This window comes from Agrobacterium tumefaciens, assembly GCF_013318015.2.
GTDB lineage: Bacteria > Pseudomonadota > Alphaproteobacteria > Rhizobiales > Rhizobiaceae > Agrobacterium > Agrobacterium tumefaciens.
This window is the reverse complement of the sequence record NZ_CP115841.1, coordinates 2317418-2341232: the sequence shown is the minus strand read 5'-3', so window position 1 is coordinate 2341232 and position 23815 is coordinate 2317418. Positions and strand designations below refer to the sequence as shown.

23 protein-coding genes are annotated in these 23815 nt (G+C 58.5%); 9 read left to right on the top strand and 14 right to left on the bottom strand.

Annotation, left to right across the window (positions count from 1 at the left end):
• Positions 1–98 precede the first annotated feature (98 nt).
• The 4 genes from G6L97_RS11510 to rplS form a co-directional block, all read right to left on the bottom strand.
• Positions 99–1061, bottom strand: coding sequence for a hypothetical protein (locus tag G6L97_RS11510; RefSeq protein ID WP_025594592.1), 963 nt, complete (start codon positions 1059–1061; stop codon positions 99–101).
• Positions 1062–1241: 180 nt separating this feature from the next.
• A complete protein-coding gene (locus G6L97_RS11505; protein WP_019566021.1) occupies positions 1242–2555 on the bottom strand; it encodes an HlyD family type I secretion periplasmic adaptor subunit in 1314 nt (437 codons plus the stop codon).
• Positions 2548–4284, bottom strand: coding sequence for a type I secretion system permease/ATPase (locus G6L97_RS11500; protein WP_065659954.1), 1737 nt, complete (start codon positions 4282–4284; stop codon positions 2548–2550). Before G6L97_RS11500 ends, G6L97_RS11505 begins: the two co-directional genes overlap by 8 nt.
• A 249-nt stretch (positions 4285–4533) precedes the next feature.
• On the bottom strand, positions 4534–5073 hold the full coding sequence (gene rplS / locus G6L97_RS11495; protein ID WP_003492508.1) for a 50S ribosomal protein L19: 540 nt from the start codon (positions 5071–5073) through the stop codon (positions 4534–4536).
• Positions 5074–5340: 267 nt separating this feature from the next.
• Here rplS and G6L97_RS11490 point away from each other — a divergent pair, with 267 nt between their 5' ends.
• The gene (locus G6L97_RS11490) at positions 5341–6087 is read left to right on the top strand and encodes a sulfite exporter TauE/SafE family protein (RefSeq protein ID WP_174002924.1); all 747 of its coding nucleotides are present in this window, start codon (positions 5341–5343) and stop codon (positions 6085–6087) included.
• Here the strand turns inward: G6L97_RS11490 and trmD are convergent.
• From trmD to ffh, 5 genes are all read right to left on the bottom strand, one after another.
• Positions 6084–6773, bottom strand: coding sequence for a tRNA (guanosine(37)-N1)-methyltransferase TrmD (gene trmD / locus G6L97_RS11485; RefSeq protein WP_013636925.1), 690 nt, complete (start codon positions 6771–6773; stop codon positions 6084–6086). The genes G6L97_RS11490 and trmD overlap by 4 nt on opposite strands.
• 4 nt (positions 6774–6777) lie before the next feature.
• Positions 6778–7344, bottom strand: coding sequence for a ribosome maturation factor RimM (rimM, locus tag G6L97_RS11480; protein ID WP_003516610.1), 567 nt, complete (start codon positions 7342–7344; stop codon positions 6778–6780).
• Positions 7345–7548: 204 nt separating this feature from the next.
• Complete coding sequence (rpsP, locus tag G6L97_RS11475; RefSeq protein ID WP_003516612.1) at positions 7549–7926, bottom strand: 30S ribosomal protein S16; 378 nt, start codon at positions 7924–7926, stop codon at positions 7549–7551.
• A gap of 33 nt (positions 7927–7959) precedes the next feature.
• Positions 7960–8277 carry a chorismate mutase gene (locus G6L97_RS11470; protein ID WP_013636924.1) on the bottom strand — a complete coding sequence of 106 codons (318 nt, stop codon included), beginning with the start codon at positions 8275–8277 and terminating at the stop codon, positions 7960–7962.
• An 11-nt stretch (positions 8278–8288) separates the two neighbouring features.
• The gene (ffh, locus tag G6L97_RS11465; protein ID WP_003516616.1) at positions 8289–9860 is read right to left on the bottom strand and encodes a signal recognition particle protein; all 1572 of its coding nucleotides are present in this window, start codon (positions 9858–9860) and stop codon (positions 8289–8291) included.
• 282 nt (positions 9861–10142) lie between these two features.
• Between ffh and G6L97_RS11460 the strand changes: the two genes are divergently transcribed.
• The 7 genes from G6L97_RS11460 (at position 10143) to G6L97_RS11430 (ending at position 17569) form a co-directional block, all read left to right on the top strand.
• Positions 10143–11258, top strand: a complete 1116-nt coding sequence (locus tag G6L97_RS11460; protein ID WP_013636923.1) for an MBL fold metallo-hydrolase — start codon at positions 10143–10145, stop codon at positions 11256–11258.
• 121 nt (positions 11259–11379) lie between these two features.
• Positions 11380–12282, top strand: a complete 903-nt coding sequence (gene dapF, locus G6L97_RS11455) for a diaminopimelate epimerase (RefSeq protein WP_111782566.1) — start codon at positions 11380–11382, stop codon at positions 12280–12282.
• Positions 12279–13553: a tRNA (N(6)-L-threonylcarbamoyladenosine(37)-C(2))-methylthiotransferase MtaB gene (mtaB, locus tag G6L97_RS11450; RefSeq protein ID WP_038492430.1), complete on the top strand. Its 1275-nt coding sequence runs from the start codon at positions 12279–12281 to the stop codon at positions 13551–13553. Before dapF ends, mtaB begins: the two co-directional genes overlap by 4 nt.
• 30 nt (positions 13554–13583) lie before the next feature.
• Complete coding sequence (ftsY, locus tag G6L97_RS11445) at positions 13584–15014, top strand: signal recognition particle-docking protein FtsY (RefSeq protein WP_111782567.1); 1431 nt, start codon at positions 13584–13586, stop codon at positions 15012–15014.
• 2 nt (positions 15015–15016) lie between these two features.
• Positions 15017–15667, top strand: a complete 651-nt coding sequence (locus tag G6L97_RS11440; protein ID WP_003516625.1) for a septation protein A — start codon at positions 15017–15019, stop codon at positions 15665–15667.
• A complete protein-coding gene (locus G6L97_RS11435; protein WP_111782568.1) occupies positions 15664–16260 on the top strand; it encodes a DUF2585 domain-containing protein in 597 nt (198 codons plus the stop codon). Before G6L97_RS11440 ends, G6L97_RS11435 begins: the two co-directional genes overlap by 4 nt.
• 121 nt (positions 16261–16381) lie before the next feature.
• The gene (locus G6L97_RS11430) at positions 16382–17569 is read left to right on the top strand and encodes a GGDEF domain-containing protein (protein ID WP_162686661.1); all 1188 of its coding nucleotides are present in this window, start codon (positions 16382–16384) and stop codon (positions 17567–17569) included.
• Positions 17570–17587: 18 nt separating this feature from the next.
• Here the strand turns inward: G6L97_RS11430 and G6L97_RS11425 are convergent, their stop codons facing one another.
• From G6L97_RS11425 to ccmA, 5 genes are all read right to left on the bottom strand, one after another.
• Complete coding sequence (locus tag G6L97_RS11425; RefSeq protein WP_111782569.1) at positions 17588–18193, bottom strand: DsbE family thiol:disulfide interchange protein; 606 nt, start codon at positions 18191–18193, stop codon at positions 17588–17590.
• Entirely contained in the window at positions 18190–18363 is a 174-nt protein-coding gene (gene ccmD / locus G6L97_RS11420; RefSeq protein ID WP_013636916.1) for a heme exporter protein CcmD, read from the bottom strand. Before ccmD ends, G6L97_RS11425 begins: the two co-directional genes overlap by 4 nt.
• A gap of 4 nt (positions 18364–18367) precedes the next feature.
• Positions 18368–19129: a heme ABC transporter permease gene (locus tag G6L97_RS11415; RefSeq protein WP_003516631.1), complete on the bottom strand. Its 762-nt coding sequence runs from the start codon at positions 19127–19129 to the stop codon at positions 18368–18370.
• A 74-nt stretch (positions 19130–19203) separates the two neighbouring features.
• A complete protein-coding gene (ccmB, locus tag G6L97_RS11410) occupies positions 19204–19863 on the bottom strand; it encodes a heme exporter protein CcmB (protein ID WP_003516632.1) in 660 nt (219 codons plus the stop codon).
• 202 nt (positions 19864–20065) lie between these two features.
• On the bottom strand, positions 20066–20707 hold the full coding sequence (gene ccmA / locus G6L97_RS11405; protein ID WP_065705171.1) for a heme ABC exporter ATP-binding protein CcmA: 642 nt from the start codon (positions 20705–20707) through the stop codon (positions 20066–20068).
• A 272-nt stretch (positions 20708–20979) separates the two neighbouring features.
• Here ccmA and acnA point away from each other — a divergent pair, with 272 nt between their 5' ends.
• Complete coding sequence (acnA, locus tag G6L97_RS11400; protein WP_174002923.1) at positions 20980–23673, top strand: aconitate hydratase AcnA; 2694 nt, start codon at positions 20980–20982, stop codon at positions 23671–23673.
• Positions 23674–23815 lie beyond the last annotated feature (142 nt).

Genomic DNA, 23815 nt, shown 5'->3' with positions numbered 1-23815 from the left:
AATTTCCGAACCGCCGCATATGTAAAAAATCATGGCCCGGATATGTCCGGGCCATGATACATTTAAACGGTAACCGATGAAATTCTCTTCGAGAGAAATTACGCCGTGAACCAATCGCTGCCAGTCAGGTGAACGCCGGAGAGAATGATCTTCTCACCCTTGTGCTCGCCAGTAACGTTGTAGCTGAGGACGGTATCGTTATCAAAGGTCGAAACCGCCCAGTTATCGATCACTGTACCGACCAGCTTGAGCTTGTCCATGGAGGCGTTGAAGCCTTCGATGGTATCTGTGGCAAAGCTCTTCGCCATGTCACCCAGATTGAAGACGAAGGTATCGGCGCCACCGCTTGCGATGATGTGGTCGATGCCCTTGCCACCGGTGACCAGCGACGAAGCGAGCTTTACACCGCTCAGGTCGATAGAGTCGTTACCCGCACCGGCATCGATCTTGACGGAGGTGTAGCTGCCGTCGGTGATACCAGCACCACCATTCACAGCGCCGGTATTGGCGGCAAGACCGCCCGTGCCCGCAGCCGACGTGTCATTGAAGGCAGCGCCGGCCTTGACGGTGATCGTGTCGTTGCCTGCGCCGGTGTCGATGTTGAAATTGTTGACCCAGGTCTTTTCGTTCGAAACGACAGATACGGTAACCGTGTCGTTGCCTGCGCCGGTCGTGATGTTACCGCGCTTGGCATTGAGAACTTCAACGGTGGACGAACCGGTGCCGCCGAGGTGAACGTCTACCTGTACGAAATCCTTGAACTTAAGGTTTTCAGAGGTGTCAGACTGGGCGAGAGCGTTCTTCACCGAATTCCATGCCGAGGATACGTCAAATGTGAAGCCGTTTGCGTTGGGGTCGTAGCCGACATCGACAGTGCCACCAGCACCGGTACCGGCAACCGCCACAGCGCCAACGCTGACAGCGCCCGAATCGAGCGTAGAGCCGTTTTTGACCTGTGCTGTGGATTCCGTGAGGAGCTTATATGCTTCCTGATCGATCAGGCTGGTGAGCGACGAAACCGATGCCGCGCCGCCATTACCAAAAGTTACTTTTAACGCCATTTTACTCTCCTATAAATTTTTGAGAATTCGATGTATCGAAATTAAATTTAATAAATATTGCGGGTGATAATTAGTACATTATAAATGGCAAGACAATATGAGAAATTGTTTTTTTTGGAAAAATTCTCGCTCTTGGTGTATTTGCGAATCGTTTCTAAGAAAGCATGTAATGAAAGTCTTTTATTCCTGCAGGAACGTCTTTCTAAGCCTGTCCTGGAACGGTTTGACAAAATAGGAAAGAACGCTTCTTTCGCTTGTCTGTATGAAGACTTCGGCCGGCATGCCCGGATACAACCGTCCACCTGGTATATGGTCCATTCCAGTTTTGCTCGGCTTGATGCGCAGTGCGTAAAATGACGCCCCGCTTCGGGAATCTGTCTGCAAGTCCGGGGCGACGACTGCGACTTCAGCGCTTACATCCGGCGTCGTGCTCTGATTGAAAGCCGTGAAGCGAATGGTCACTGGCTGCCCGACATAGATCTGGTCTATGTCGTTTGGAAGAACATTGGCGTCGATTGCAAGATCTTCCTTTGCCGGCACCACCAGCATAAGCACTTCGCCCGGCTGGATGACGCCGTTTATGTTGTGTACCGACAGCTGGTAGATACGCCCCGCAATCGGCGAGCGAATATCGAGGCGGTCGAGCTGGTCGCGTGTTGCCGCAAGCCGTTCCTCGTATTCCGCAACGGTGGCTTCGATAGACGTCAGATCTTTTGTGACCTCGGACTTGCGGTCCTCGTCAAGCTGAAGCGACTGCAAGTCCATTTCGCTCAGCTTGCCTACCGTCTGCGCACGCGCGGCCATATACTGGCCCTGCTGACCTTCGAGATTGGAAAGCTGGCGCTTGAGAAGGTTGAGGCGCTGAAGCGTTACCAGCCCCTTGGCATATAGCTCCCGTGTCTTTGAGACGTCTTCCCTTACGATAGCAAGTTCATTGTTGGTTGCCTCAATCTGCACGTCCATGCCCCGCGCTTCATCGGCTAGCTGATCCTTGCGCGTTACCAATTGCTTCTTCATGCCAATCAGTGCACTGCGACGGCTGTTGAAAAGGTTCTGCTCACTGTCGATGAATGTTTTGGCAGCCTTCGAATTGGTCAAGACGGCCAGATCTTCCGGCGTTGTGAAAGAGGTGGCGTCGGAGATTTCGGCACGCAGACGCGCACGGCGTGCATAAAGCTGCGCGAGCGTATTTTCGACAATGGACAGGTTTGCCTGAACGATCGTGCCACTCAGCCGCAGCAAAACCTGACCGGCCTCCACCGTGTCACCTTCCGCAACATTGATCTGGCTGACAATACCGCCGGAAAGGTGCTGAATTTTCTTGGAGTTGCCTTCGACAACGACCCGGCCCGTGGCGACGACCGCCCCCGAAAGCTTCGCGAGAGCCGCCCAGCCACCCAGGCCGAAAAGAAGGCCGGCAGCAAGAACGACTACGGCGGTTGAGTGTTTGACGATAGATGTTTTCGTCACGCCGGTTTTTTCTCCCTCAACCATTTTCACCCACCCGGCTTTCCAGCTTGCGTACTTCTTCTTCTGTTTCCGGCACCTGGCGAATATTTTGACGCAGGATTTGCGCAAGCACCTCTTCCTTGGTGCCGAAGCGAAGCATGCGGCCGTTGCTCATCACCATCACAAGATTGACGCTTTCGATGGCGCTCGGACGATGGGCAATGACGACCACGATGCCGCCCCGCGCCCTTATGTCGCCAATGGCGTTGCGCAAGGCTGCCTCGCCTTCGCTGTCCAGATTGGAGTTCGGCTCATCGAGGATGACAAAGAAGGGCTCACCGAAAAGTGCCCGCGCCAGGCCGATGCGCTGTTTTTGCCCGCCTGACAATGCCTCTCCACGGTCGCCGATATAGGTGTCGTAACCGTTGGGCAGGTTCAGGATGAGATCATGAACCTGAGCGGCCTTGGCTGCCGAAACGATGGCTTCCGCCGTTGCGTCACGGTCGAAGCGCGCGATATTTTGTGCGACCGTGCCTGGCATCAGCTCCACCTGCTGGGGCATGTATCCGATGGATTTACCGAGAACCTCGAAATCCCACTGGTTCAGTGCGGCCCCATCGAAGCGCACGGAGCCGCGCTCATAGGGCCAGATACCGGTTATCAAACGTGCCAGCGTGGATTTACCGGAAGCGCTCGGCCCAATGATGCCAAGGCCATCGCCCGCGTTCAACGTGAAGGAAATATCGGCCACGGTATCTCGCGCACCATTGGGCGGACCGCCGGTCACGCGATCGATGGCAACGGTATATTTCGGTGGCGGCAGGGAAAGCGGCTGTGCGGGTTCCGGTACGAGTTCAAGAAACTCGTTGATGCGTTTCCAGCCCTGTCTCGCAGTCATGAAGCTGCGCCAGTTTGCAATTGCGTGTTCGACAGGGCCCAGCGCTTTGGCCGAGAGGATGGAGCCTGCGATGATGCTACCCGCTGACGCATGCCCCTCGATAACCAGCAGGGCGCCGATTGCCATCACACCCGACTGTAACAAAAGGCGGAATGTTCGGGAAATTGCGGCGAGCATGCCCGCCGTGTCCGACGTCGAGAGTGTGACGGCGCGATACTTGGAGTGCAGATCGTCCCACATCGACGTCACCGCATTCATCATGCCCATGGTTCTTATGGACTCGATGTTGCGCTGGCTGCTGCCGACGAGTGCATTTCTCTGTCCGCGCACGGTGTAGGCCTGTTTGGTCGCCCTTTCGGTCAGCCAGTTGGTTATGAGCGTCAGCACGACAAGGACCAGGGCGCCGCCAAGCACGGCAAAACCGATCCAGGGATGCAAGGCAAAACAGATCAGCAGATAGATGGGCAGCCAGGGAATATCAAAGAAAGCTGCTGGTCCCGGCCCGGACAGGAATTGACGTATCTGATCGAGATCGCCGACGATCTGCAGCCCGTCTACCTTGCCGTAGGCGGCAAGTGGTGCGCTGATTGATGCCCTGAAGAGCTTCTGATTGAGCTCGTCGTCCATATTGTCCGAGATGCGAGCCAATATCCTGCCGCGCAGAGCATCGAACCCGACGAGAAAGGCATAGAGAATAACCAGCAGAACAACGAGAGCGACAAGAGAAGGAATACTCTTGCTCGGCAGAATCCGGTCATAAACCTCCAGCATGAAAAGGGAGCCGGAAAGGTTGAGAATATTCATGAGTGCGCTGGCAAGGCCGACAGCGAAGAAAGCGCGCTTATTTTTTGTTAAAAAAGAATTAAAAAAAAACATATCAACACCTAAAACTGCGCGAAAATTGCACAATAAGTGAAACTAGGCAATGCTATTAGAGAATGTTCTAAATAAATTAGGCAAAGAGATAAGTAGCAATACGACTTTGATCTTGATCTGTCGATACGGAGATGGGGTCGAAGGCTGGACGTGACGCTATGTCGCCCACCAGAGTGTTATGGCGCATCGATGCAACAAAAAAGGCGGTCCAAAGACCGCCTTCTCCGTAAATCCATCAAAATGGAAATCTTATTCCGCTGCAGTTTCCGCAGCCTTTGCTGCTTCTTCTGCTGCCTTGGCTTCTGCTGCTTCGGCTGCTGCCTTTTCGGCGGCGAGAGCCTGTGCTGCTGCTACCTTTTCAGCTTCCAGACGTGCCTTTTCTTCGGCGACTGCCTGGCGCTCGGATTCGTTCAGCTTGCGGGCGCGCGTACCGGTGTTTTCAACGATACGGGCAGCCTTGCCGCGACGATCGCGCAGGTAGTAGAGCTTCGCGCGGCGAACCTTACCACGGCGAACGATTTCAACGCCTTCGACCAGCGGGGAGTAGATCGGGAATACGCGCTCGACGCCTTCGCCGTAGGAGATCTTGCGAACGGTGAAGCTCTCGGAAAGGCCGCCGCCGGAACGGGCGATGCAAACGCCTTCGTAAGCCTGAACGCGGGTACGGTTACCTTCGGTAACGCGCACGTTGACGCGCAGCGTGTCGCCCGGAGAAAACTCAGGCAGGGTGCGCTTTGCTTCGATCTTGGCAGCCTGTTCGGCTTCCAGCTGCTGAATGATATTGGTCATGTTAACCTCTGATTTCTTCTGAAACAGCCAGAGCGCTCAACGTTTCGTCTGTCGGTCAATGCCTTCAGACCATGCCGTGCGGCAGGAGCGGGTTCGCCATTCTTTGCTTGCGGTTAAAGGGGAAAACCCCAATTCCACGCGGGCACATACACGAGGCAGCGCCATTTGTCATCCCTTCATGACAATATTTTATCAATTGTGGGCGACGTACGGGCTGTTGCGAAGGTGCGTTTCCCCGGTTATGGCATGGAAACCTTGGGAGGGGCCATGTCCGTACTTATTATCATGATGCTGTTTGCGACCGGCTTTCTATCTGGCGTGGTCAATGCGATCGCCGGTGGCGGCACCTTTTTGACCTTCGGGGCGATGACGCTTGCAGGCCTGCCGCCGATTGTCGCCAATGCCACTTCGGCGATCGTGCAGTTTCCCGGTTACATCACCTCCGTGATCGCCTACGGGCCTGAAATCCGCGCCCACTGGCGCGAGGCGATCCTTCTGTCGGCCGTCTCCATCGTCGGCGGGCTGGCGGGGTCGCTTTTGCTCCTGTCGCTCGACAACCCCTCCTTCCGCCAGCTCGTGCCGTGGTTGCTTCTGGCCGCAACCGTTGTTTTCGCCGCTGGCCCGTGGCTGCGACCGAAGGCCAGTGCCGAGCGTTCACCCGGTAATGTGCCGAGCCTCTTCTTTCAGGGGCTCGCCTCCATCTATGGTGGTTTTTTCGGGGCGGGCATGGGCATCATGATGCTGGCCATCCTCGGAATGACCTCGGGTGGCATCTATCATCATCTGAATGCCCTGAAGAACCTGCTCTCGGTGGTGATCGCGATCATCGCCATTACGATCTTCGTCAGCGGCGGCGTCGTTTCCTGGTGGGCCGCCCTCATCATGTTCCCGGCGGCCGCGCTTGGCGGATATGTGGGAGTGCACACGGCAAGGCGGGTGCCGCAGTGGATCATCCGCTGGCTGGTCATTGCCGTCGGGCTGGTGCTGACGGCCTATTATTTCGTCTCGGTTTAAACCTTGGCCTTTTCCAGCAGGTCGGGCCGTCTTTCCTTCGTCAACGCCAGCGCCTGCTCGTGCCGCCATTTGTCGATGACGGCGTGATTGCCAGAGGTGAGAACGGCTGGGATGTCGCGGCCTTCCCAGACCTGCGGACGGGTGTAGTGCGGATGCTCCAGAAGCCCACCCTCGAAGCTTTCATGCACGCCTGAGAGATCGTTGCCCATGACGCCCGGCAGAATGCGGACAATGGCGTCCAGAAGCGTCAGGGCGGCGGGCTCGCCGCCGGAGAGAATGTAATCGCCGATCGACACTTCCTCCAACCCGCGCGCCTCTATGACCCGCTGGTCGACGCCTTCGAAGCGGCCACACACGATAATCGCGCCGTCGCCTGCCGCCAGTTCGCGCACTCGGTCCTGCGACAGTGGCCTGCCGCGCGGGCTCATCAGCAGACGCGGTCGCGTATCTCCATCTGAAACATGGTCGATGGCTGCGGCCAGAATGTCGGGTTTCAGCACCATGCCGGCGCCGCCGCCTGCCGGGGTGTCGTCCACGCTTCTGTGCCTGTCGGTGGCGAATTCACGGATCTGCACGGCCTCAAGCGACCATTGCTCGCGCTCCAGCGCCTTGCCCGCCAGCGAATATCCGAGATGCCCGGGAAACATTTCCGGGTAGAGCGTCAGAACTGTAGCCTTGAACGTCATGGCCTTATTTCTTGCCGAAAGGCGATGCGCCGGTTTCGTCTTTGTCGTCCGGATTGTCGATCAGGCCAGCGGCCATGGGATCGATGAGAATGCGTCTCGCCTCCAGATCGATTTCAAGCACGGCTGCTTCCGAAAAGGGGATGAGGGCGGGACGGCGGCCCGCACCTTTCAGCTCCAGGAGGTCGCCTGCGCCGAAATCGTAAACGGCGCTGACGGCGCCATAGCTTTTGCCTTCGGCATCGACGGCTTCCAGCCCTTCGAGGTCGGCATAATAAAATTCGTCGTCGTCCAGCTCGTCATCCGGCAGATTGTCGCGTTCGATGAACAGTTCGAGCCCGTTCAGGCTTTCCGCTGCATTGCGGTCGTTGATACCCCTGAAGCGGACGACAACCACATTCTTGCCCTCGCGCACTTCCAGAATTTCGAAGACACGGCCATCGGCGCTGACCAGATTGCCGTAATCGCCGAGCGCCATCGGTTCGTCCGTATAGGTGCTGACGCGAACTTCGCCGCGCAATCCCTGTGCGCCGCCGATCTTTGCCATGAGTATCGGGTTTTCCAGCTTTGCCATCGGGCCGTCCGTCTTCTGGTGTTGGTTGCGTCTGGTTTACAGCATCAGCGTGAAAATCGGAATCGATTTTCACAGGGCACGATGCGCAGATCCAACGCGTTAGAGCATAGTTCCTGACGCTCTAAAGTTTGTTGATACCAAAATAAACAAAAAACGGGCGGCATGGAAAACCACGCCACCCGTTCTCTAAAATTCTATTGCAGATTATTCTGCAGCAGAAGCTTCTGCTGCGGCAGCAGCTGCGTCTTCAGCCTTCTGCTTCTTTTCTGCAACGCGTTCCAGAGCGCGCTTGCCCGGCAATGCCTTTTCCGGGTTGCTGCGAGCGGCGCGATCGGCAAGGCCTGCCTCTGCGAGGAAGCGCAGAACGCGGTCGGTCGGCTGTGCGCCCTTGGCGATCCATTCCTTGATGAGGTCAGCCTTCAGCTCGATGCGCTGCGGGTTGTCCTTGGCGAGCATCGGGTTCCAGGAACCGACCTTCTCCAGGAAACGGCCGTCGCGGGGCGAACGGGCGTCAGCAACGACGATCTGGTAGTACGGGCGCTTCTTGGAACCACCGCGTGCGAGACGAATTTTAAGTGCCATGTTATTTACTCCTTGAGATAGCTTGTCCGCCGGTTAGGCGGTCTTTTCATTACCGCCATGTTCGGCGGCTATTGCTTCATGATGCCGGATGACTTCCTTGATGACGAAGTTTAGAAACTTCTCGGCGAAATCCGGATCCAGATTTGCATCCTTTGCCAGACGGCGAAGGCGTTCGATCTGGTATTCCTCGCGCGCCGGGTCCGCCGGCGGCAAATTGTATTTTGCCTTCAGCACGCCCACCGCCTTGGTACAGCGGAAACGTTCGGCAAGAATGTGAACCAGTGCGGCATCGATATTGTCGATCGACTGGCGGTATTCGGAAAGCTGGGCTTTCACTTCTGCGTTGTTCACTGGCGTCGCCCTCACTTCTTTTTCGGGAAGCCGGGCAGGCCCGGCATGCCGCCGAGACCCGGCAGCTTTGTCCCGCCCAGACCGGGTAGCCCGCCTGGCAGACCACCGAGACCGGGCATTGCGCCCGGCTTGCCAAGACCGGCAGCTTCAGCCTGTTTTTGAAGTGCTTCGAGCTGCTTCGGGTCGATGTTCGACAGATCAGGCATGCCGCCGCCCATCATGCCACCAAGCCCCATCTTGCCCGCAAGGCCGCCCATCATCTGCTTCATGATGCCGCCCTTGCCCTTGCCGCCCATGGCTTTCATCATGTCGGCCATGCCACGGTGCATCTTCAAGAGCTTGTTGATTTCGGCGGCATCGGTGCCGGAACCGGCGGCGATGCGCTTTTTGCGGCTGTGTTTGAGGATATCGGGATTGGCGCGTTCGGCCTTGGTCATCGACGAGATGATGGCGATCTGGCGGTCGAACATCTTGTCGTTGAGGCCTGCGGAAGCCATCTTGTCCTTCATGCCGGCCATGCCGGGCATCAGCCCCATGATACCGCCCATGCCACCCATCTTCTTCATCTGGGCAAGCTGGTCGGAGAGATCGTTGAGGTCGAACTTGCCCTTGGCCATCTTTTCGGCCATGGCGCGGGCTTTTTCGGCATCGATATTCTCGGCGGCCTTCTCGACCAGCGAGACAATGTCGCCCATGCCAAGAATACGGTCGGCGATACGGCGCGGATGGAACTCGTCGAGTTCGTTCATGCGCTCGCCGATACCGATCAGCTTGATCGGCTTGCCGGTGACGGCGCGCATGGAGAGGGCCGCACCGCCGCGTCCGTCGCCATCCATACGGGTGAGCACGAGGCCGGTGATGCCGACGCGTTCATCGAAGTTGCGCGCCAGATTGACGGCGTCCTGACCGGTCAGCGAATCCGCGACCAGCAGGATTTCATGCGGGTTGGACTTCTTCTTGATGTCGGCCATTTCCAGCATCAAGGGTTCGTCGATATGGGTGCGGCCGGCGGTGTCGAGAATGACGACGTCATGGCCGCCAAGCTTGGCGGCCTGCACGGCGCGCGCGGCGATATCTGTCGGCGACTGGCCTGCGATGACCGGCAGCGTATCGACACCGGTCTGCACGCCCAGCTGGCGAAGCTGTTCCTGTGCGGCCGGACGACGCGTGTCGAGAGATGCCATCAGCACCTTCTTCTTGTCGCGGTCGGTCAGGCGCTTGGCGATCTTGCCTGTGGTCGTGGTCTTGCCCGAACCCTGCAGACCCACCATCATGATGACGACAGGGGCGGCCGCATGCAGGTCGATCGAGACGCCTTCGGTGCCGAGCATCTCGACAAGTTCGTCATGCACGATCTTGACGACCATCTGGCCGGGCTTGATGGATTTCAGAACGGCTGCGCCGACAGCCTTTTCACGCACCTTGTCGGTGAAGGAACGCACGACTTCCAGCGCAACGTCCGCTTCCAGAAGCGCACGGCGAACCTCGCGCAGGGCGGCGGCAACATCGGCTTCCGTCAGCGCGCCACGGCCGGTCAGTCCATTCAGAATGGAACCAAGGCGGTCCTGGAGGTTTTCAAACATCGTTTCTTCCTTCTTCGTTCCGGGATCTCCGAAACGTCGGTGCTTTCGCTGCCAAAAACAAGACGCAAAGCCAAAAAGCACCCGAGGGCGCATCGCGCTGTCGGGTGTTGACCTCCGGGATCTCTTTATACCTTTGCGGGTCCCGGTCGGCGGCTTGGAGTCGTGAAACTGCCAGCTGATTGGCCGCGATAAACAGGAAAGTGCCGTGAAAGTCAAGACAGTGCCGGTTTTCATGCGGCAAAGCATGCCTTGTCATCTTTACGTGATCAGACGAAAGCTGCGATGGCGGTGCTTGAACGGCGTCGCCTGGCTTCTTATACCTTTCCCATGAAACGTCGAAACTTCTTTCGTTTTTCCGCACTTGGTCTGCTTGCTCTTGCGGGCGGCGGCCTGTTTGCGCGCCGCTCTAACGCCAGCGCCTATTATAGTGGGCCGGTCTCCGATCATTTCGACGGGGTGCGTTTCTTCAATCCCGGCGGCTCGCCGCCCGGCAATTTCATGGGCCTCCTGAAATGGCGCTTCAACGGCGAGCGCGCCACGTGGCCGGAAAACTACCCCAGCCCGTTTCCGTTCGCAAAGCCGGAGCCTCGCATCGACGGCAAGGACATTCGCGTCACCTTCGTCGGTCACGCCTCCTTTCTCATCCAGACGGCAGGGCTGAATATTCTCATCGATCCGGTGTGGTCGCAGCGTACCAGCCCGTTCAGCTTCGCCGGTCCCAAACGCGTCAACCCGCCGGGCATCCGTTTTGAGGATTTGCCGCCTATCGATCTGGTGCTGGTGACGCATAATCACTACGACCATCTGGATATGGAAACGCTGAAGCGCCTGCATGTCGCGCACAAGCCGCTTTTCATCACGCCGCTTGGCAATGACGCCATCATCCGCACCGGCGTCGAGGCAGCGCGCATCAAGGTGGGGGACTGGGGCGATGTCCTTGAGATTGGTTCGGTCAAAATTCATTTCGAGCCGTGCCACCATTGGTCGGCGCGTGGGCTGAACGACCGGCGCATGGCGCTGTGGGCTGCCTTCGTCATCGAAACGCCTTATGGCAAGATTTATCATATCGGCGATACCGGCTTCCACGACGGCCTCAATTATCACGCCGCGCGCAAGAAACACGGTGAGTTCCGTCTCGCCAACCTGCCTTTCGGCGCCTATGAGCCGCGCTGGTTCATGAAGGGCCAGCACCAGAACCCTGCGGAAGCCGTGGAAGGCATGAAGATCTGCGGTGCGGCACATGTCTGCGGCCATCATTGGGGCACTGTGCAACTGACCGATGAAGCGGTCGAAGCTCCTCTTGTCGCGTTGAAGGCAGCGCTTGCTGAGCAGGGGATAGACGAGAGCCGCTTCCAGCCCATGCGGCCCGGCGAAGTCTTCGACGTACCTTCCGCCTGAGCGGCTCAGCGGTTTGCGCCGCAACAGTCTGGTAATTTGCCGTCCTTTCCGCCATATAGAGCGAAAGTGCGGGCAAAGCCCGTCTTTATTCCGGTTTCAGGTAGTTTTCAGGTTCAGTACGATGGCGGATACGGTCGAATTTGCGAAGATGAACGGGCTTGGCAACAAGATCCTCGTTGTCGACATGCGCGGCCGCAGGGATATGGTGACGCCTGCGGCGGCCACTGCGCTCAATGCCGATCCCGCCACGCAGTTCGATCAGATCATGGCGATCCACGATCCGCGTGTCGGCGGCACCGATGCATTCATCGATATCCTCAATTGCGACGGCACGAAGGCGCAGGCCTGCGGCAACGGCACGCGCTGCGTGGTGCAGGCACTGTCCTCTGAAACCGGCAAGACCACCTTCACCTTCCAGACGGTGGCGGGCATCCTGAACGCCGTTGAGCATGAAGACGGCATGATTTCCGTTGATATGGGCCTGCCGCGTTTTCGCTGGAGCGACATTCCGCTTTCTGAAGAGTTCCACGATACGAGCCGCATCGAGTTGCAGATCGGGCCGATCGACTCGCCAATCCTGCATTCGCCCGCCGTCATGTCCATGGGAAACCCGCACGCCATTTTCTGGGTGGATCGCGATCCGATGGAGTTCGATCTGGAACGCTTCGGTCCGCTTCTTGAAAACCACCCGATGTTCCCTGAAAAGGCCAATATCACCCTGGCGCAGGTTATTTCCGACAGTGCGCTTCGCACCCGCACCTGGGAGCGCGGCGCCGGGCTGACGCTCGCCTGCGGTTCTGCCGCATGTGCCGCTGCCGTTTCCGCTGCGCGCACCGGTCGCACGGGCAGGAAGGTCACCATCGATGTTGCCTCCAGCCCCGTGCGTGTGCCGATTACAATTGAGTGGCGCGAGGACAACCACGTCATCATGACCGGGCCGGCCGAATGGGAATGGTCCGGCATGGTCGATCCCATCAGCGGCGCCTGGTCGCGCGATGCCGTGGCTGAGCAGGGGGCCATATGAGCGGCGTCGAGGTCATAACCTTCGGCTGCCGTCTCAATACCTATGAATCGGAAGTGATGCGGGCGGAGGCCGAAAAGGCCGGGCTCAACAATGCCGTCTTGGTCAATACCTGCGCGGTGACCGGCGAGGCGGTGCGCCAGGCGCGCCAGGCCATCCGTCGGGCAAGGCGCGACAATCCGCATGCGCGCATCATCGTGACCGGCTGTGCTGCCCAGACTGAAAAACAGACCTTTGCCGAGATGCCCGAAGTGGATGCGGTGCTGGGCAATGAGGAAAAGCTGAAAAGCGCCTCCTATCGCGCACTGCCGGATTTCGGCGTTTCGGCGGAAGAAAAGCTGCGCGTCAACGACATCATGAGCATCAAGGCGACGGCGCCGCAGATGGTCAAGCACATTGACGGGCATGTCCGTGCCTTCATTCAGGTGCAGAACGGCTGCGATCATCGCTGTACCTTCTGCATCATTCCCTATGGGCGGGGCAATTCCCGCTCCGTGCCGATGGGCGCTGTGGTGGAGCAGGCGCGCAGGCTGGTGGAAAGCGGTTATTGCGAAATCGTGCTGACCGGAGTGGATGCTACCAGCTACGGTGCCGACCTGCCGGGCGAACCTTCGCTGGGGCTTCTTGCCAAAACATTGCTGAAGCAGGTGCCGGAAATCTTGAGACTTCGGCTATCCTCGATCGACAGCATCGAGGCTGACCACCATCTGATGGATCTGATTGCCGGTGAGGCGCGTTTCATGCCGCATCTTCACCTGTCCCTCCAGCATGGCGACGACATGATCCTGAAACGCATGAAACGCCGTCATTTGCGGGCCGATGCCATCCGTTTCTGTCACGAGGTGCGGTCGCTCCGGCCGGATATCGCATTCGGTGCTGATATGATCGCCGGTTTTCCGACCGAGAGCGAAGAGATGTTCGAAAACGCCGCGACGCTTGCGGAAGAATGCGGCATTTCCAGCCTGCACGTATTTCCCTACAGCCCGCGTGCCGGCACGCCGGCGGCGCGTATGCCGCAGCTCGACCGTGCGCTGGTGAAGGAGCGGGCGGCGAGGCTTCGCGAACGTGGCGAGGCACTCAGGCTCGTGCATCTGCAAAACATGGTCGGTTCGACGCAAACGATCCTCGTTGAAAACACCGGTTTTGCGCATACCGACAATTTCACGCTGGTGGCGGCGCCCGATCTTCTCCCGCGCACTCTTGCGCAGGTTGAGATTACCGGCCACAACGGCAAACATCTGAACATGAAGCTTCTCGCAGCGGATGCGGCCTGAAGCGGCACAGGAAAAGACACGGGAACGACCATGGCCCTCGGCTTCATCAAAAAAGTCTTTTCTTTCGGCAAGGACAAGGCCGGGACGGACGGCAAGGCGCAAGAGGATTCCGCGCTTGAGCGCGCCAGAGAAAATGTCTCTTTCGATGAGGCACTGAGCGAAGCCGAAGCACATCCCATTGTCGAGAAAGAGCCGGTTTCCGAACTGGAGATTGAGACGGCCGGTGGGCCTGCTCCGGATGCTGATGCGGCCCTTTCCGATGACCAGGAGGAAGAGGACGCGCCGCTTCTGCCCGGTGCCGAGCAGGCCGGAGACATCGGCGTTGTTCCGCTGTCGCTGTTGCAGGCCGAAGCCGCCGCCGAAGAACAGGCCGAGGTTTTGCCCGAAGCTGCCGATGCCGTGCTCGATGCAGATGCGATGGATGCGCTGCTCGATGAGGCGGAGGCTGCCGGTGCCGTTGAGCCCTCTGCCGTTTCGCCGATCTTGCCGAAAGGTTTTGCGGCGGCAAGCGAGCGCGAAGAGCCTGTCGCCGAAGCGCCGCAGCCGAAGCTCAGCTGGTTCCAGCGCCTGCGGGCCGGGCTTGCGCGCACCTCCTCGCAACTTACCACCCAGATTTCGGCGCTGTTCACCAAGCGCAAGCTGGATGAGGATACGCTCGACGAACTGGAAGACCTTCTCATCCAGTCGGATCTGGGTGTCGAGACCGCCATGCGCATCACCGGCGCCCTGTCTTCGGAACGTTACGGCAAGGATGTCAGCGGCGAGGACGTGGCGCGCATCATGGCAGGTGAGATCACCAAGGTCCTGAAACCTGTCGCCAAGCCGCTGGAACTCGATCTTTCACACAAGCCGCATGTCATTCTCGTCGTCGGCGTGAACGGCACCGGCAAAACCACGACCATCGGCAAGCTCGCCTCCAAGCTCTCGGGCTCTGGCCTCAAGGTCATGCTCGCGGCCGGCGATACGTTCCGTGCGGCGGCAATCGAGCAGCTCAAGATCTGGGCGGATCGTACCGGCTCGCAATTCATCGGCACCAAGCTCGGTGCGGATGCCTCGGGTCTCGCTTACGACGCCTATGAGCAGGCGCGTGCGCAAAAAAGCGATGTGCTCATCATTGATACTGCCGGCCGTTTGCAGAACAAGACGGAGCTGATGGCGGAGCTGGAAAAGATCGTGCGCGTGCTCGGCAAGCTCGATCCCGATGCGCCGCATACCGTGCTTCAGACACTGGACGCGACGACCGGGCAGAACGCCTTGAACCAGGTGGAGATATTCCGCAATGTTGCGGGTGTTTCGGGCCTGATTATGACAAAATTGGATGGCACGGCGCGGGGCGGTATCCTCGTGGCCATTGCCGCCAAACACAAGCTGCCGGTGTATTTCATTGGTGTGGGTGAAGGCGTGGACGATCTGGAGCCCTTCGAGGCGGAAGATTTCGCCAAGGCCATTGCGGGAGTTTGAGTATGGATATTGAAAGCAATTCCAAGGAAAGCGAAAAGATGGTGGCGGAAATCAGCCCGCTCCTGAAATTCGTGCTCGAGCTTGGCCCGCTTATGGTGTTCTTTTTCGCCAATTCCCGCGGCGAATGGCTGGCCTCCACTTTTCCGGTACTGACGGAGTTCGGCGGGCCGATCTTCATCGCCACCGGCCTGTTCATGATCGCAACCGCAATTGCGCTTTCCGTCTCATGGATGCTGACGCGCAAGCTGCCGATCATGCCGCTGATATCAGGCATCGTGGTTCTCGTGTTCGGTGCGCTGACGCTGTGGCTGCAGAACGATACCTTCATCAAGATGAAGCCAACCATCGTCAATGCGCTGTTCGGCGTCATTCTGCTGGGCGGGCTGTTTTTCGGCCAGTCGCTGCTTGGCTATGTCTTCAATTCGGCCTTCAGGCTGAACGATGAGGGCTGGCGCAAGCTGACGCTGCGCTGGGGCGTGTTCTTCCTCTTTCTCGCCGTGCTGAACGAGGTGGTCTGGCGCATGTTCTCAACCGACGCATGGGTTGCGTTCAAGGTGTGGGGCACGATGCCGATCACGATCATCTTCACCATGGCGCAAATGCCGCTCGTCATGCGTCATTCGCTCGAACCGCTGAACAAGGACGAAAAATGACAGTTGCAGAGATGCCGGCTTCCCGTCCGCGCTCGTTCAAATGGTTCGGTGTCGCCGCCGGACTTCTTCTCCTGCAGATCGTCATCCTCTATGCCATGGGCCGCATTCCCATTTGCGAATGCGGTTATGTGAAGCTGTTCGAACCCGGTGTGAACACGTCGGGCAATTCCCAGCATCTTGCCGACTGGTACACGCCCTCACACATTATCCACGGCTTCCTGTTTTACGGGCTCGCCTGGCTGCTGTTTCGCAAGAAACCCCTTTCCATGCGGCTTTCTTTTGCGGTTTTGATAGAGGCAGCGTGGGAAATTCTCGAAAACTCGCCGCTCATCATCGATCGTTACCGCACGGCGACCATGGCGCTGGGTTACACCGGCGACAGCATCCTGAACTCCGCGATGGACACCGTTTTCATGGCGCTGGGTTTCCTCTTCGCCGCCCGCGTGCCGGTGTGGCTGACGGTTGTGATCGCCATCTTCTTTGAAATCTTCACCGGCTGGCTGATCCGCGATAATCTGACGCTGAACGTAGTGATGCTTGTCTGGCCCGTCGAAGCGATCAAGCAATGGCAGAACGCGCTCCCGCCAATGTGAACATATCTGCCCGTACGTGCGTCGGAAAGGCACGAAAACCCTGCGTTATATGCAAGTTTTCTTAAGGGCATTGCGGTAGTGTCCGGGCTCAAAGGCTCGTCTTTCCGTCCGGCAGAACACTGTGCAAGATAATTTCGCCTACCTTCTCCCCTTCATCATGCTGACATTCGGTGTGGTATTCCTGTTCCTGCAGAGGACCGGCCACGCTTCGGCGCGATATTGGGGTTTCGGATATCTTTCGGCGGCGTTTGGTTTTGCCGCACCTCTGGTGCTTGGCGGCTTGCCCTTCGAAGTACAGGCGATCGTCTCGAACCTGTTGTTTTTCTCTGCCTTTTTTCTCTACGGCCATGCGCTACTCACCCATTTCGGACGGCCGCTTTATAGGACGGCGCGACTGTCGATCGTGGCTGCGGCGGTTTTGCTGGTCTCGTTCCATGTCTTCGTCACACCGGATCTGAAACGTGAGCTGGTCATCGGTGATCTTGTCTGCGCCCTGCTGCTCGCTATCCCGGTCTGGATCGTGCGGAAGCGGCCCCTGGCGCTTGCAGACAGGCTTATGGTGGCGATTGCGTCACTCGTGGTGCTCGAAACGCTGGTGCGCATCGGCATGTTGCTGGTGATGACGCCGAACGGTTCGATGATCGAACTCAGTGAATTCTTCGAATCCGATTATGCTTTCTACATGCAGCTTGCCGCGAGCATATTCGGCTTTCTGCTTGCGCTATCCGTACTTGCGAGCCAGATTTCCGTGACTGTCGACCGGCACCTGCAAGCGGCTGAGCACGATCCGCTGACGGATGTGCTGAACCGCCGTGGGTTCGACCGGCGCGTTCCCGATTTTCGCAGCGGGACACCAATAGGCGCAGTAATTGCGTGCGACATAGACCATTTTAAGCGTATCAACGATGACTATGGCCACGCCGCCGGTGATATCGTTCTCATCGGCCTTTCAGACCTTCTCAGGAAAAGCGCGCGTGGCGACGCTCTGGTGGCGCGTTTCGGTGGCGAGGAATTCGTGGTTTTCCTGCCCGGCCACACCGCCGCCGCGGCCGGTCACCTTGCCAATGCCATGCGTTTGAACCTTCTGTCGCTGGATTGGCGTAGCCGTGGCGTGGCCACCAAGGTCACGGCAAGCTTTGGCGTTTCAGCTGTCGCGAGGGGAGATCATTCAATTCACGATGCGATCAAACGCGCTGACGACAGCCTGTATGCGGCAAAGCGTGGTGGCCGCAATCAGGTCGTGCTTGAAGGGATGGGTTTGCAGGCGACAGCCGAAGGGCCGTCGCTAAGGGTGATTTCCAAGGTATAATACCGTTCGGCGCGCGGGCTACTTTCCGGCCGCAGCGGTGATCGCCGGCAATAAATCCCGCTCGACGCTGCGGGCATCGAAGGGGCCGACCTTTTTGTAGAGGATCGTGCCGTCGGCGCCGACCAGATAGCTTTCAGGGATACCATAGACACCCCAGTCGATCGCGGCCTTGCCGTTCGGGTCGACGCCTATCGCGGCAAAGGGATTGCCGAGTTCGCCGAGAAAACGAAGCGCGTTGTCCGGTTTGTCCTTATAGTTGATGCCGACGACGGTGATGCGTTTGTCTTTCGCCAATTCCTGAAGGATGGGATGCTCCTGACGGCAGGGAATGCACCAGGAGGCGAAGACGTTGACCAGCGTCAGCTTACCCTTGACGGCGGCCTCGTTGAGGGCCGGCAGGTTTGAGCCTTCCAGCGGCGGCAGCGACAGTGCGGGCGCCTTGGTTCCGATAAGCGCCGATGGAATGGCGCTGATATCCAGCCCGTTGACGTCCTGATCGTAGAGCATCTTGCCGGCGATAATGGCAAAACCGCCGAAAAGCAGAAGCGGCAGAAGCGCCAGGGCATATCGTGTGCGCCCCGTGCTTTTGGCTTTGGTGTTCTGGTGCTGGCTGGCCTGCGTCATCGGGTTTCACCCGCAGAACCGGCTTTTGCCCTGCGGCGCACGCCGGATGCTTCCAGTTCTTTCAGTTCCCGTTTGCGCGCTTGACCATCCAGGATGACCCAGGCGATGAGACAGAGGACGACAAGGCCCGTCGCCGCATAGGACATGCCGATATAAAAGGCGTGTGTCATGTTCTCATGCCTCCCGGTTTGCCATGCGGGCGGCAAGCCGCCGTTGGGCTGCCACGCGCCGGCGCCAGATTTCGTTACGCATTGCGGCGATGTGCAACGTGAAGAACAGTAGCGTAAAGCCGATCGCCATGGTCAGAAGCGGCCAGAGAAACTCCGCATCGATTGCCGAGCCGCCCATGCGGATGACGCTTGCCGGCTGGTGAAGTGTGTTCCACCATTCAACCGAAAACTTGATGATGGGAATATTCACAAAACCAACGAGGATCAGCACGGCGCTGACACGGGCGGCTCTGGAAGGGTCGTCCATGGCGCGGTTGAGCGCTATCAGGCCAAGATACATCAGAAAAAGCACGAAGACGGACGTCAGCCGCGCGTCCCATACCCACCAGGTTCCCCACATGGGTTTACCCCAGAGCGAGCCGGTAACAAGCGCAATCAGCGTGAAGGCAGCGCCTATGGGTGCGGCCGCCTTGTGGCTGACATCCGCAACGGGATGACGCCAGACGAGCGTGCCGATCGCTGAGACCGCCATGACGGTATAACACATCATCGAAAGCCAGGCGGAGGGGACATGCACATACATGATGCGCACGGTATAACCCTGCTGGTAGTCGCCATCTGTCGTGAAAGACAGATAGAGACCGGCGGCCAGCACCAGTGCTGTCAGGACCGCAAGCCAGGGCAGAATGCGTGCCGAGAGTGCCAGAAACCGCGTGGGATTGGCGAGATCACTGAATTTGGTGATGGTGAAAGTCTGCTGGTTCATGCCGTTTGTGTAACCCGAGAATGGCTGCCCCGCAATTGATCGCCGTCAATCGTAGATCGGCAATTGCGGTTTCATCAATCCATAACATTGCGCAATGCCAAAGCGGCAAAGAAAGGACCGGTCACGGCTGAAAATAACGTGATCGCGCAGAGAATGAGGAAGGGCGGCAGAAAGGGTGCCGGATCCTGCACCGCCGCATAGGAGGCGCTGACGCCGAAGATCAGTACCGGAATGGCCAATGGCAGCACAAGGATGGAGACCAGAAGGCCGCCGCGCGGCAAGGCAACGGCGACAGCGGCACCCACCGCGCCGATGAAGGTAATGGCGGGCGATCCGACAAGGAGCGTGAGCATCACCGCGCCGATCGCCACTTCGTCCATGTTCATGAACAGGCCGATGAGCGGCGAGGCGATGACCAGTGGCAGACCCGTTCCCACCCAATGTGCCAGGCATTTGACGAGCACGGTCAGCACAAGCGGGTTTTCCTGCATGAGTATGAGGTCTAGCGAGCCGTCATCCCGCTCTGCCTGAAACAGCCTGTCGAGGCCGAGGAGGGTGGAGAGCAGCGCGCCGATCCAGACGATGGCCGGGCCGATGCGTGCAAGCAGATTGAGATCAGGCCCGACACCGAAGGGGATGACGGCGACAACGGTCATGAAGAACAATACGCCGATCAGCGCGCCACCGCCGGCGCGGATGGAGAGTTTCAGGTCGCGGAGGAAGAGGGCGGTCATTGGGAGTGCTCCGTGCGTGGGGCTTCACCCCCCTCTGCCCTGCCGGGCATCTCCCCCACAAGGAGGGAGATCGATCTGCGGCAAGATTTCGCCCGTCGCGCAGTTTTCGGATGGAGCGGCGAAGGTGCCTCTTGCTGATCTCCCCCCTTGTGGGGGAGATGCCCGGTAGGGCAGAGGCGGGCATACCCCGCACACGCACCCATCACGCCCAAGCCTCCACACCTGCAAAGCCCGTCATCTGCAATTCCCGCGCATTGTCGAGCCCAAGCGGCTGATGGGTCGCAGCCATGACGATGCCGCCTCTCCTCAGGTGGCTCTTGACCAGATCCGTAAACATGCCGTCCGCTGCTTTGTCGAGCGCCGCTGTCGGCTCGTCGAGAATCCACACCGGCCGCCACGCGATCAAAAGTTTTGCCATGGCAAAACGTCGCTGCTGGCCTGCGGACAGGTAACCGAAGGGCAGGTGGGTGATGCCCGCAAGGCCGACGATGTCTGCCGCCTCATCGATATCGACACCGGCGCCGCCGGTGAAGTCACCGAGAAAGTCTTTCCAGAACCGCAGATTCTCCGAAACCGTCAGTTCCGTTTTCATTGCGTTGCGATGGCCGAGATAATGGCAGGCCTCCGATGGACGCATGTCCGCTTCTATTCCTTTGCCGGCTATCTTTACCCAGCCCTGCTCGGGGCGCAGCAGGCCGGCTACAGTGCGCAGAAGCGTGGATTTTCCCGAGCCGTTGCGGCCGGTCAGCACCAGCGCTTCGCCGTCACTTAACTTGAAGGAAATGTTCATGAATATGAAATCTTCGCCGCGTCGCACGCCAAGATTTTCCGCGGTCAAATCCATGCTGCGTTTCCGTATAAGATTTTCATCGTCTCGCATAAAAAAATCGATTTGATTTCCTGAATGGTCTGGCACGTTTCTGAGAAATTATCTATATGGGTGTCAACCACGCCAGCGGCCGGCGTGAACATCATCTTGCGCCGGACTTGACGATTGCGAGGAGCAATTTTCACGTGCGGACAGCGGAAATGGTCGTACCCGCATCCTGATGTGCATGAGTGCATAGGTGTCCGCACGCACGTGTTGGCTATCAGAGTAAGCGGGGTTTTTTATCCATGCCCAAATCACTCGACAGTTTTCATTGTCGTTCCGTCCTTACCGTTGATGGTAAGGACTACGTCTATTTCAGCCTTCCCAAGGCTGAGGCAAACGGCCTGAAGGGCGTTTCCAAGCTCCCCTATTCCATGAAAGTTCTTCTGGAAAACCTGCTTCGTTTCGAGGACGGCCAGTCCGTCACCAAAGAGCATATTCTGGCCGTTGCAGAGTGGCTGAACAATAAGGGCCTGACCGAAAACGAAATCGCTTATCGTCCCGCCCGCGTTCTCATGCAGGACTTCACCGGCGTTCCGGCTGTGGTCGATCTCGCCGCCATGCGCGATGCCATGGTGTCGCTCGGTGGCGACCCGGAAAAGATCAATCCGCTCGTTCCCGTCGACCTCGTGATCGACCACTCTGTTATCGTTGACGAATTTGGCACGCCGACGGCGTTTGCCCGAAACGTCGAGCTTGAATATGAGCGCAATGGCGAGCGTTACCGCTTCCTGAAGTGGGGCCAGCAGGCATTCAAGAACTTCCGCGTGGTTCCTCCCGGTACCGGCATCTGTCACCAGGTAAACCTCGAATATCTCGGCCAGACCATCTGGACCAAGGAAGAGGACGGCGAAACGATCGCTTACCCGGATACCTGCGTCGGCACCGACAGCCACACCACCATGATCAACGGTCTTGGCGTTCTCGGCTGGGGCGTTGGCGGTATCGAGGCTGAAGCAGCGATGCTCGGCCAGCCTGTCTCCATGCTCCTGCCCGAGGTCATCGGCTTCAAGCTGACCGGCAAGGTGAAGGAAGGCGTGACTGCGACCGACCTCGTGCTGACCGTCGTGCAGATGCTGCGCAAGAAGGGCGTGGTTTCCAAATTCGTCGAATTCTTCGGCCCCGGCCTCGATTCGATGACGCTGGCCGACCGTGCCACCATCGGCAATATGGGTCCCGAATATGGCGCTACCTGCGGCTTCTTCCCGGTTGACGGCGAGACCATCAACTATCTGACCATGTCCGGTCGCACCAAGGACCGTATCGCGCTTGTCGAATCCTATTCGAAGGCGCAGGACATGTGGCGGACGGGCGACGGTTCCGACCTCGTCTTCACCGACACCCTTGAACTCGACCTCGGCGACGTCGTGCCATCCATGGCCGGTCCGAAGCGTCCGGAAGGCCGTCTGCCGCTCGAAACCATTGCACCGAATTTCGCGGCGGCTCTCGAGAACGACTACAAGAAGCCCGGCCAACTCCACAGCCGCTATGCGGTTGAGGGTGAGGAGTTCGATCTCGGCCATGGCGATGTGGCGATTGCCGCCATCACCTCCTGCACCAACACGTCCAACCCTTCCGTTCTCATCGCTGCCGGCCTTCTCGCCCGCAATGCGGTTGCCAAGGGTCTGAAGTCCCAGCCGTGGGTGAAGACCTCGCTGGCGCCGGGGTCGCAGGTCGTTGCCGAATATCTCGACAAGTCGGGTCTGCAGAAGGATCTCGATGCGATTGGCTTCAACCTCGTCGGTTTCGGCTGCACCACCTGCATCGGCAACTCCGGCCCGCTGCCCGCACCGATCTCCAAGACGATCAACGACAAGGGCCTGATCACGGCCGGCGTCCTCTCCGGCAACCGCAACTTCGAAGGCCGTATCTCGCCCGATGTTCAGGCGAACTATCTCGCCTCGCCGCCGCTCGTCGTGGCCTACGCGCTTGCCGGCACAGTCCAGAAGGACCTGACGAAGGAGCCGATCGGCGACGACCAGAACGGCAATCCGGTCTATCTCAAGGATATCTGGCCGACTTCGCAGGAAATCCAGGAATTCATCCTGAAATACGTCACACGCGAACTTTACGAATCGAAGTACGCTGATGTCTTCAAGGGTGACGCGAACTGGCAGGCCGTTCAGGTTCCCCCGGGCCAGACCTATGCCTGGGACGACAAGTCGACCTATGTTCAGAACCCGCCTTACTTCGTGGGCATGGGCAAGACTGGTACGGGCCTTACGAACATCAAGGGCGCCCGCGTTCTCGGTCTCTTCGGCGACAAGATCACAACCGACCACATTTCCCCGGCCGGTTCGATCAAGGCTGCTTCGCCCGCCGGCGCCTATCTGACGGAGCACGGCGTGGGCGTTGCCGACTTCAACCAGTACGGTACGCGTCGCGGCAACCATGAAGTCATGATGCGCGGCACCTTCGCCAATATCCGCATCCGCAACCACATGCTCGGCCCGAACGGCAAGGAAGGTGGCTACACCATCCACTATCCGTCGAAGGAAGAGATGTCGATCTACGACGCTGCCATGAAGTACAAGGCGGAGGGCGTTCCGCTCGTCATCTTCGCCGGTGTCGAATATGGCAACGGTTCTTCCCGCGACTGGGCGGCGAAAGGCACCAACCTGCTCGGCGTCAAGGCAGTCATCGCACAGTCCTTCGAGCGTATCCACCGCTCCAACCTCGTCGGCATGGGCGTCGTTCCCTTCGTCTTCGAGGAAGGCACGACCTGGGCAAGCCTTGATCTCAAGGGTGATGAAGTCGTCGAGATCGATGGTCTCGAAGGTGAAATCAAGCCGCGTGAAAAGAAGATCGCCAAGATCACCTACAGCGACGGTTCGGTGAAGGAAGTTCCGCTTCTTTGCCGCATCGATACGCTGGATGAAGTGATCTACATGAACAATGGCGGCATTCTGCAGACGGTTCTTCGCGATCTGGTTGCCTGACAAAGCTCAGACCAGCAAAGGACGCCGGGATTTTTCCCGGCGTCTTTGCGTTTCATCATCTCTTTTTTTGTGATTGCCACTCACCCCTTCGTGACTTTCTATTGAAGTGGAATAGACGTTATTTTCCGGTTTGAATCCGGTT

Excerpts from the sequence above, each read along its gene's own strand:
- G6L97_RS11510 (WP_025594592.1), bottom strand. The coding sequence starts at position 1,061 with ATGGCGTTAAAAGTAACTTTTGGTAATGGCGGCGCGGCATCGGTTTCG.
- G6L97_RS11505 (WP_019566021.1), bottom strand. The coding sequence starts at position 2,555 with ATGGTTGAGGGAGAAAAAACCGGCGTGACGAAAACATCTATCGTCAAA.
- G6L97_RS11500 (WP_065659954.1), bottom strand. The coding sequence starts at position 4,284 with ATGTTTTTTTTTAATTCTTTTTTAACAAAAAATAAGCGCGCTTTCTTC.
- rplS (WP_003492508.1), bottom strand. The coding sequence starts at position 5,073 with ATGACCAATATCATTCAGCAGCTGGAAGCCGAACAGGCTGCCAAGATC.
- G6L97_RS11490 (WP_174002924.1), top strand. The coding sequence starts at position 5,341 with ATGTCCGTACTTATTATCATGATGCTGTTTGCGACCGGCTTTCTATCT.
- trmD (WP_013636925.1), bottom strand. The coding sequence starts at position 6,773 with ATGACGTTCAAGGCTACAGTTCTGACGCTCTACCCGGAAATGTTTCCC.
- rimM (WP_003516610.1), bottom strand. The coding sequence starts at position 7,344 with ATGGCAAAGCTGGAAAACCCGATACTCATGGCAAAGATCGGCGGCGCA.
- rpsP (WP_003516612.1), bottom strand. The coding sequence starts at position 7,926 with ATGGCACTTAAAATTCGTCTCGCACGCGGTGGTTCCAAGAAGCGCCCG.
- ffh (WP_003516616.1), bottom strand. The coding sequence starts at position 9,860 with ATGTTTGAAAACCTCCAGGACCGCCTTGGTTCCATTCTGAATGGACTG.
- G6L97_RS11460 (WP_013636923.1), top strand. The coding sequence starts at position 10,143 with ATGGCGGTGCTTGAACGGCGTCGCCTGGCTTCTTATACCTTTCCCATG.
- dapF (WP_111782566.1), top strand. The coding sequence starts at position 11,380 with ATGGCGGATACGGTCGAATTTGCGAAGATGAACGGGCTTGGCAACAAG.
- mtaB (WP_038492430.1), top strand. The coding sequence starts at position 12,279 with ATGAGCGGCGTCGAGGTCATAACCTTCGGCTGCCGTCTCAATACCTAT.
- ftsY (WP_111782567.1), top strand. The coding sequence starts at position 13,584 with ATGGCCCTCGGCTTCATCAAAAAAGTCTTTTCTTTCGGCAAGGACAAG.
- G6L97_RS11440 (WP_003516625.1), top strand. The coding sequence starts at position 15,017 with ATGGATATTGAAAGCAATTCCAAGGAAAGCGAAAAGATGGTGGCGGAA.
- G6L97_RS11435 (WP_111782568.1), top strand. The coding sequence starts at position 15,664 with ATGACAGTTGCAGAGATGCCGGCTTCCCGTCCGCGCTCGTTCAAATGG.
- G6L97_RS11425 (WP_111782569.1), bottom strand. The coding sequence starts at position 18,193 with ATGACGCAGGCCAGCCAGCACCAGAACACCAAAGCCAAAAGCACGGGG.
- ccmD (WP_013636916.1), bottom strand. The coding sequence starts at position 18,363 with ATGACACACGCCTTTTATATCGGCATGTCCTATGCGGCGACGGGCCTT.
- G6L97_RS11415 (WP_003516631.1), bottom strand. The coding sequence starts at position 19,129 with ATGAACCAGCAGACTTTCACCATCACCAAATTCAGTGATCTCGCCAAT.
- ccmB (WP_003516632.1), bottom strand. The coding sequence starts at position 19,863 with ATGACCGCCCTCTTCCTCCGCGACCTGAAACTCTCCATCCGCGCCGGC.
- ccmA (WP_065705171.1), bottom strand. The coding sequence starts at position 20,707 with ATGGATTTGACCGCGGAAAATCTTGGCGTGCGACGCGGCGAAGATTTC.
- acnA (WP_174002923.1), top strand. The coding sequence starts at position 20,980 with ATGCCCAAATCACTCGACAGTTTTCATTGTCGTTCCGTCCTTACCGTT.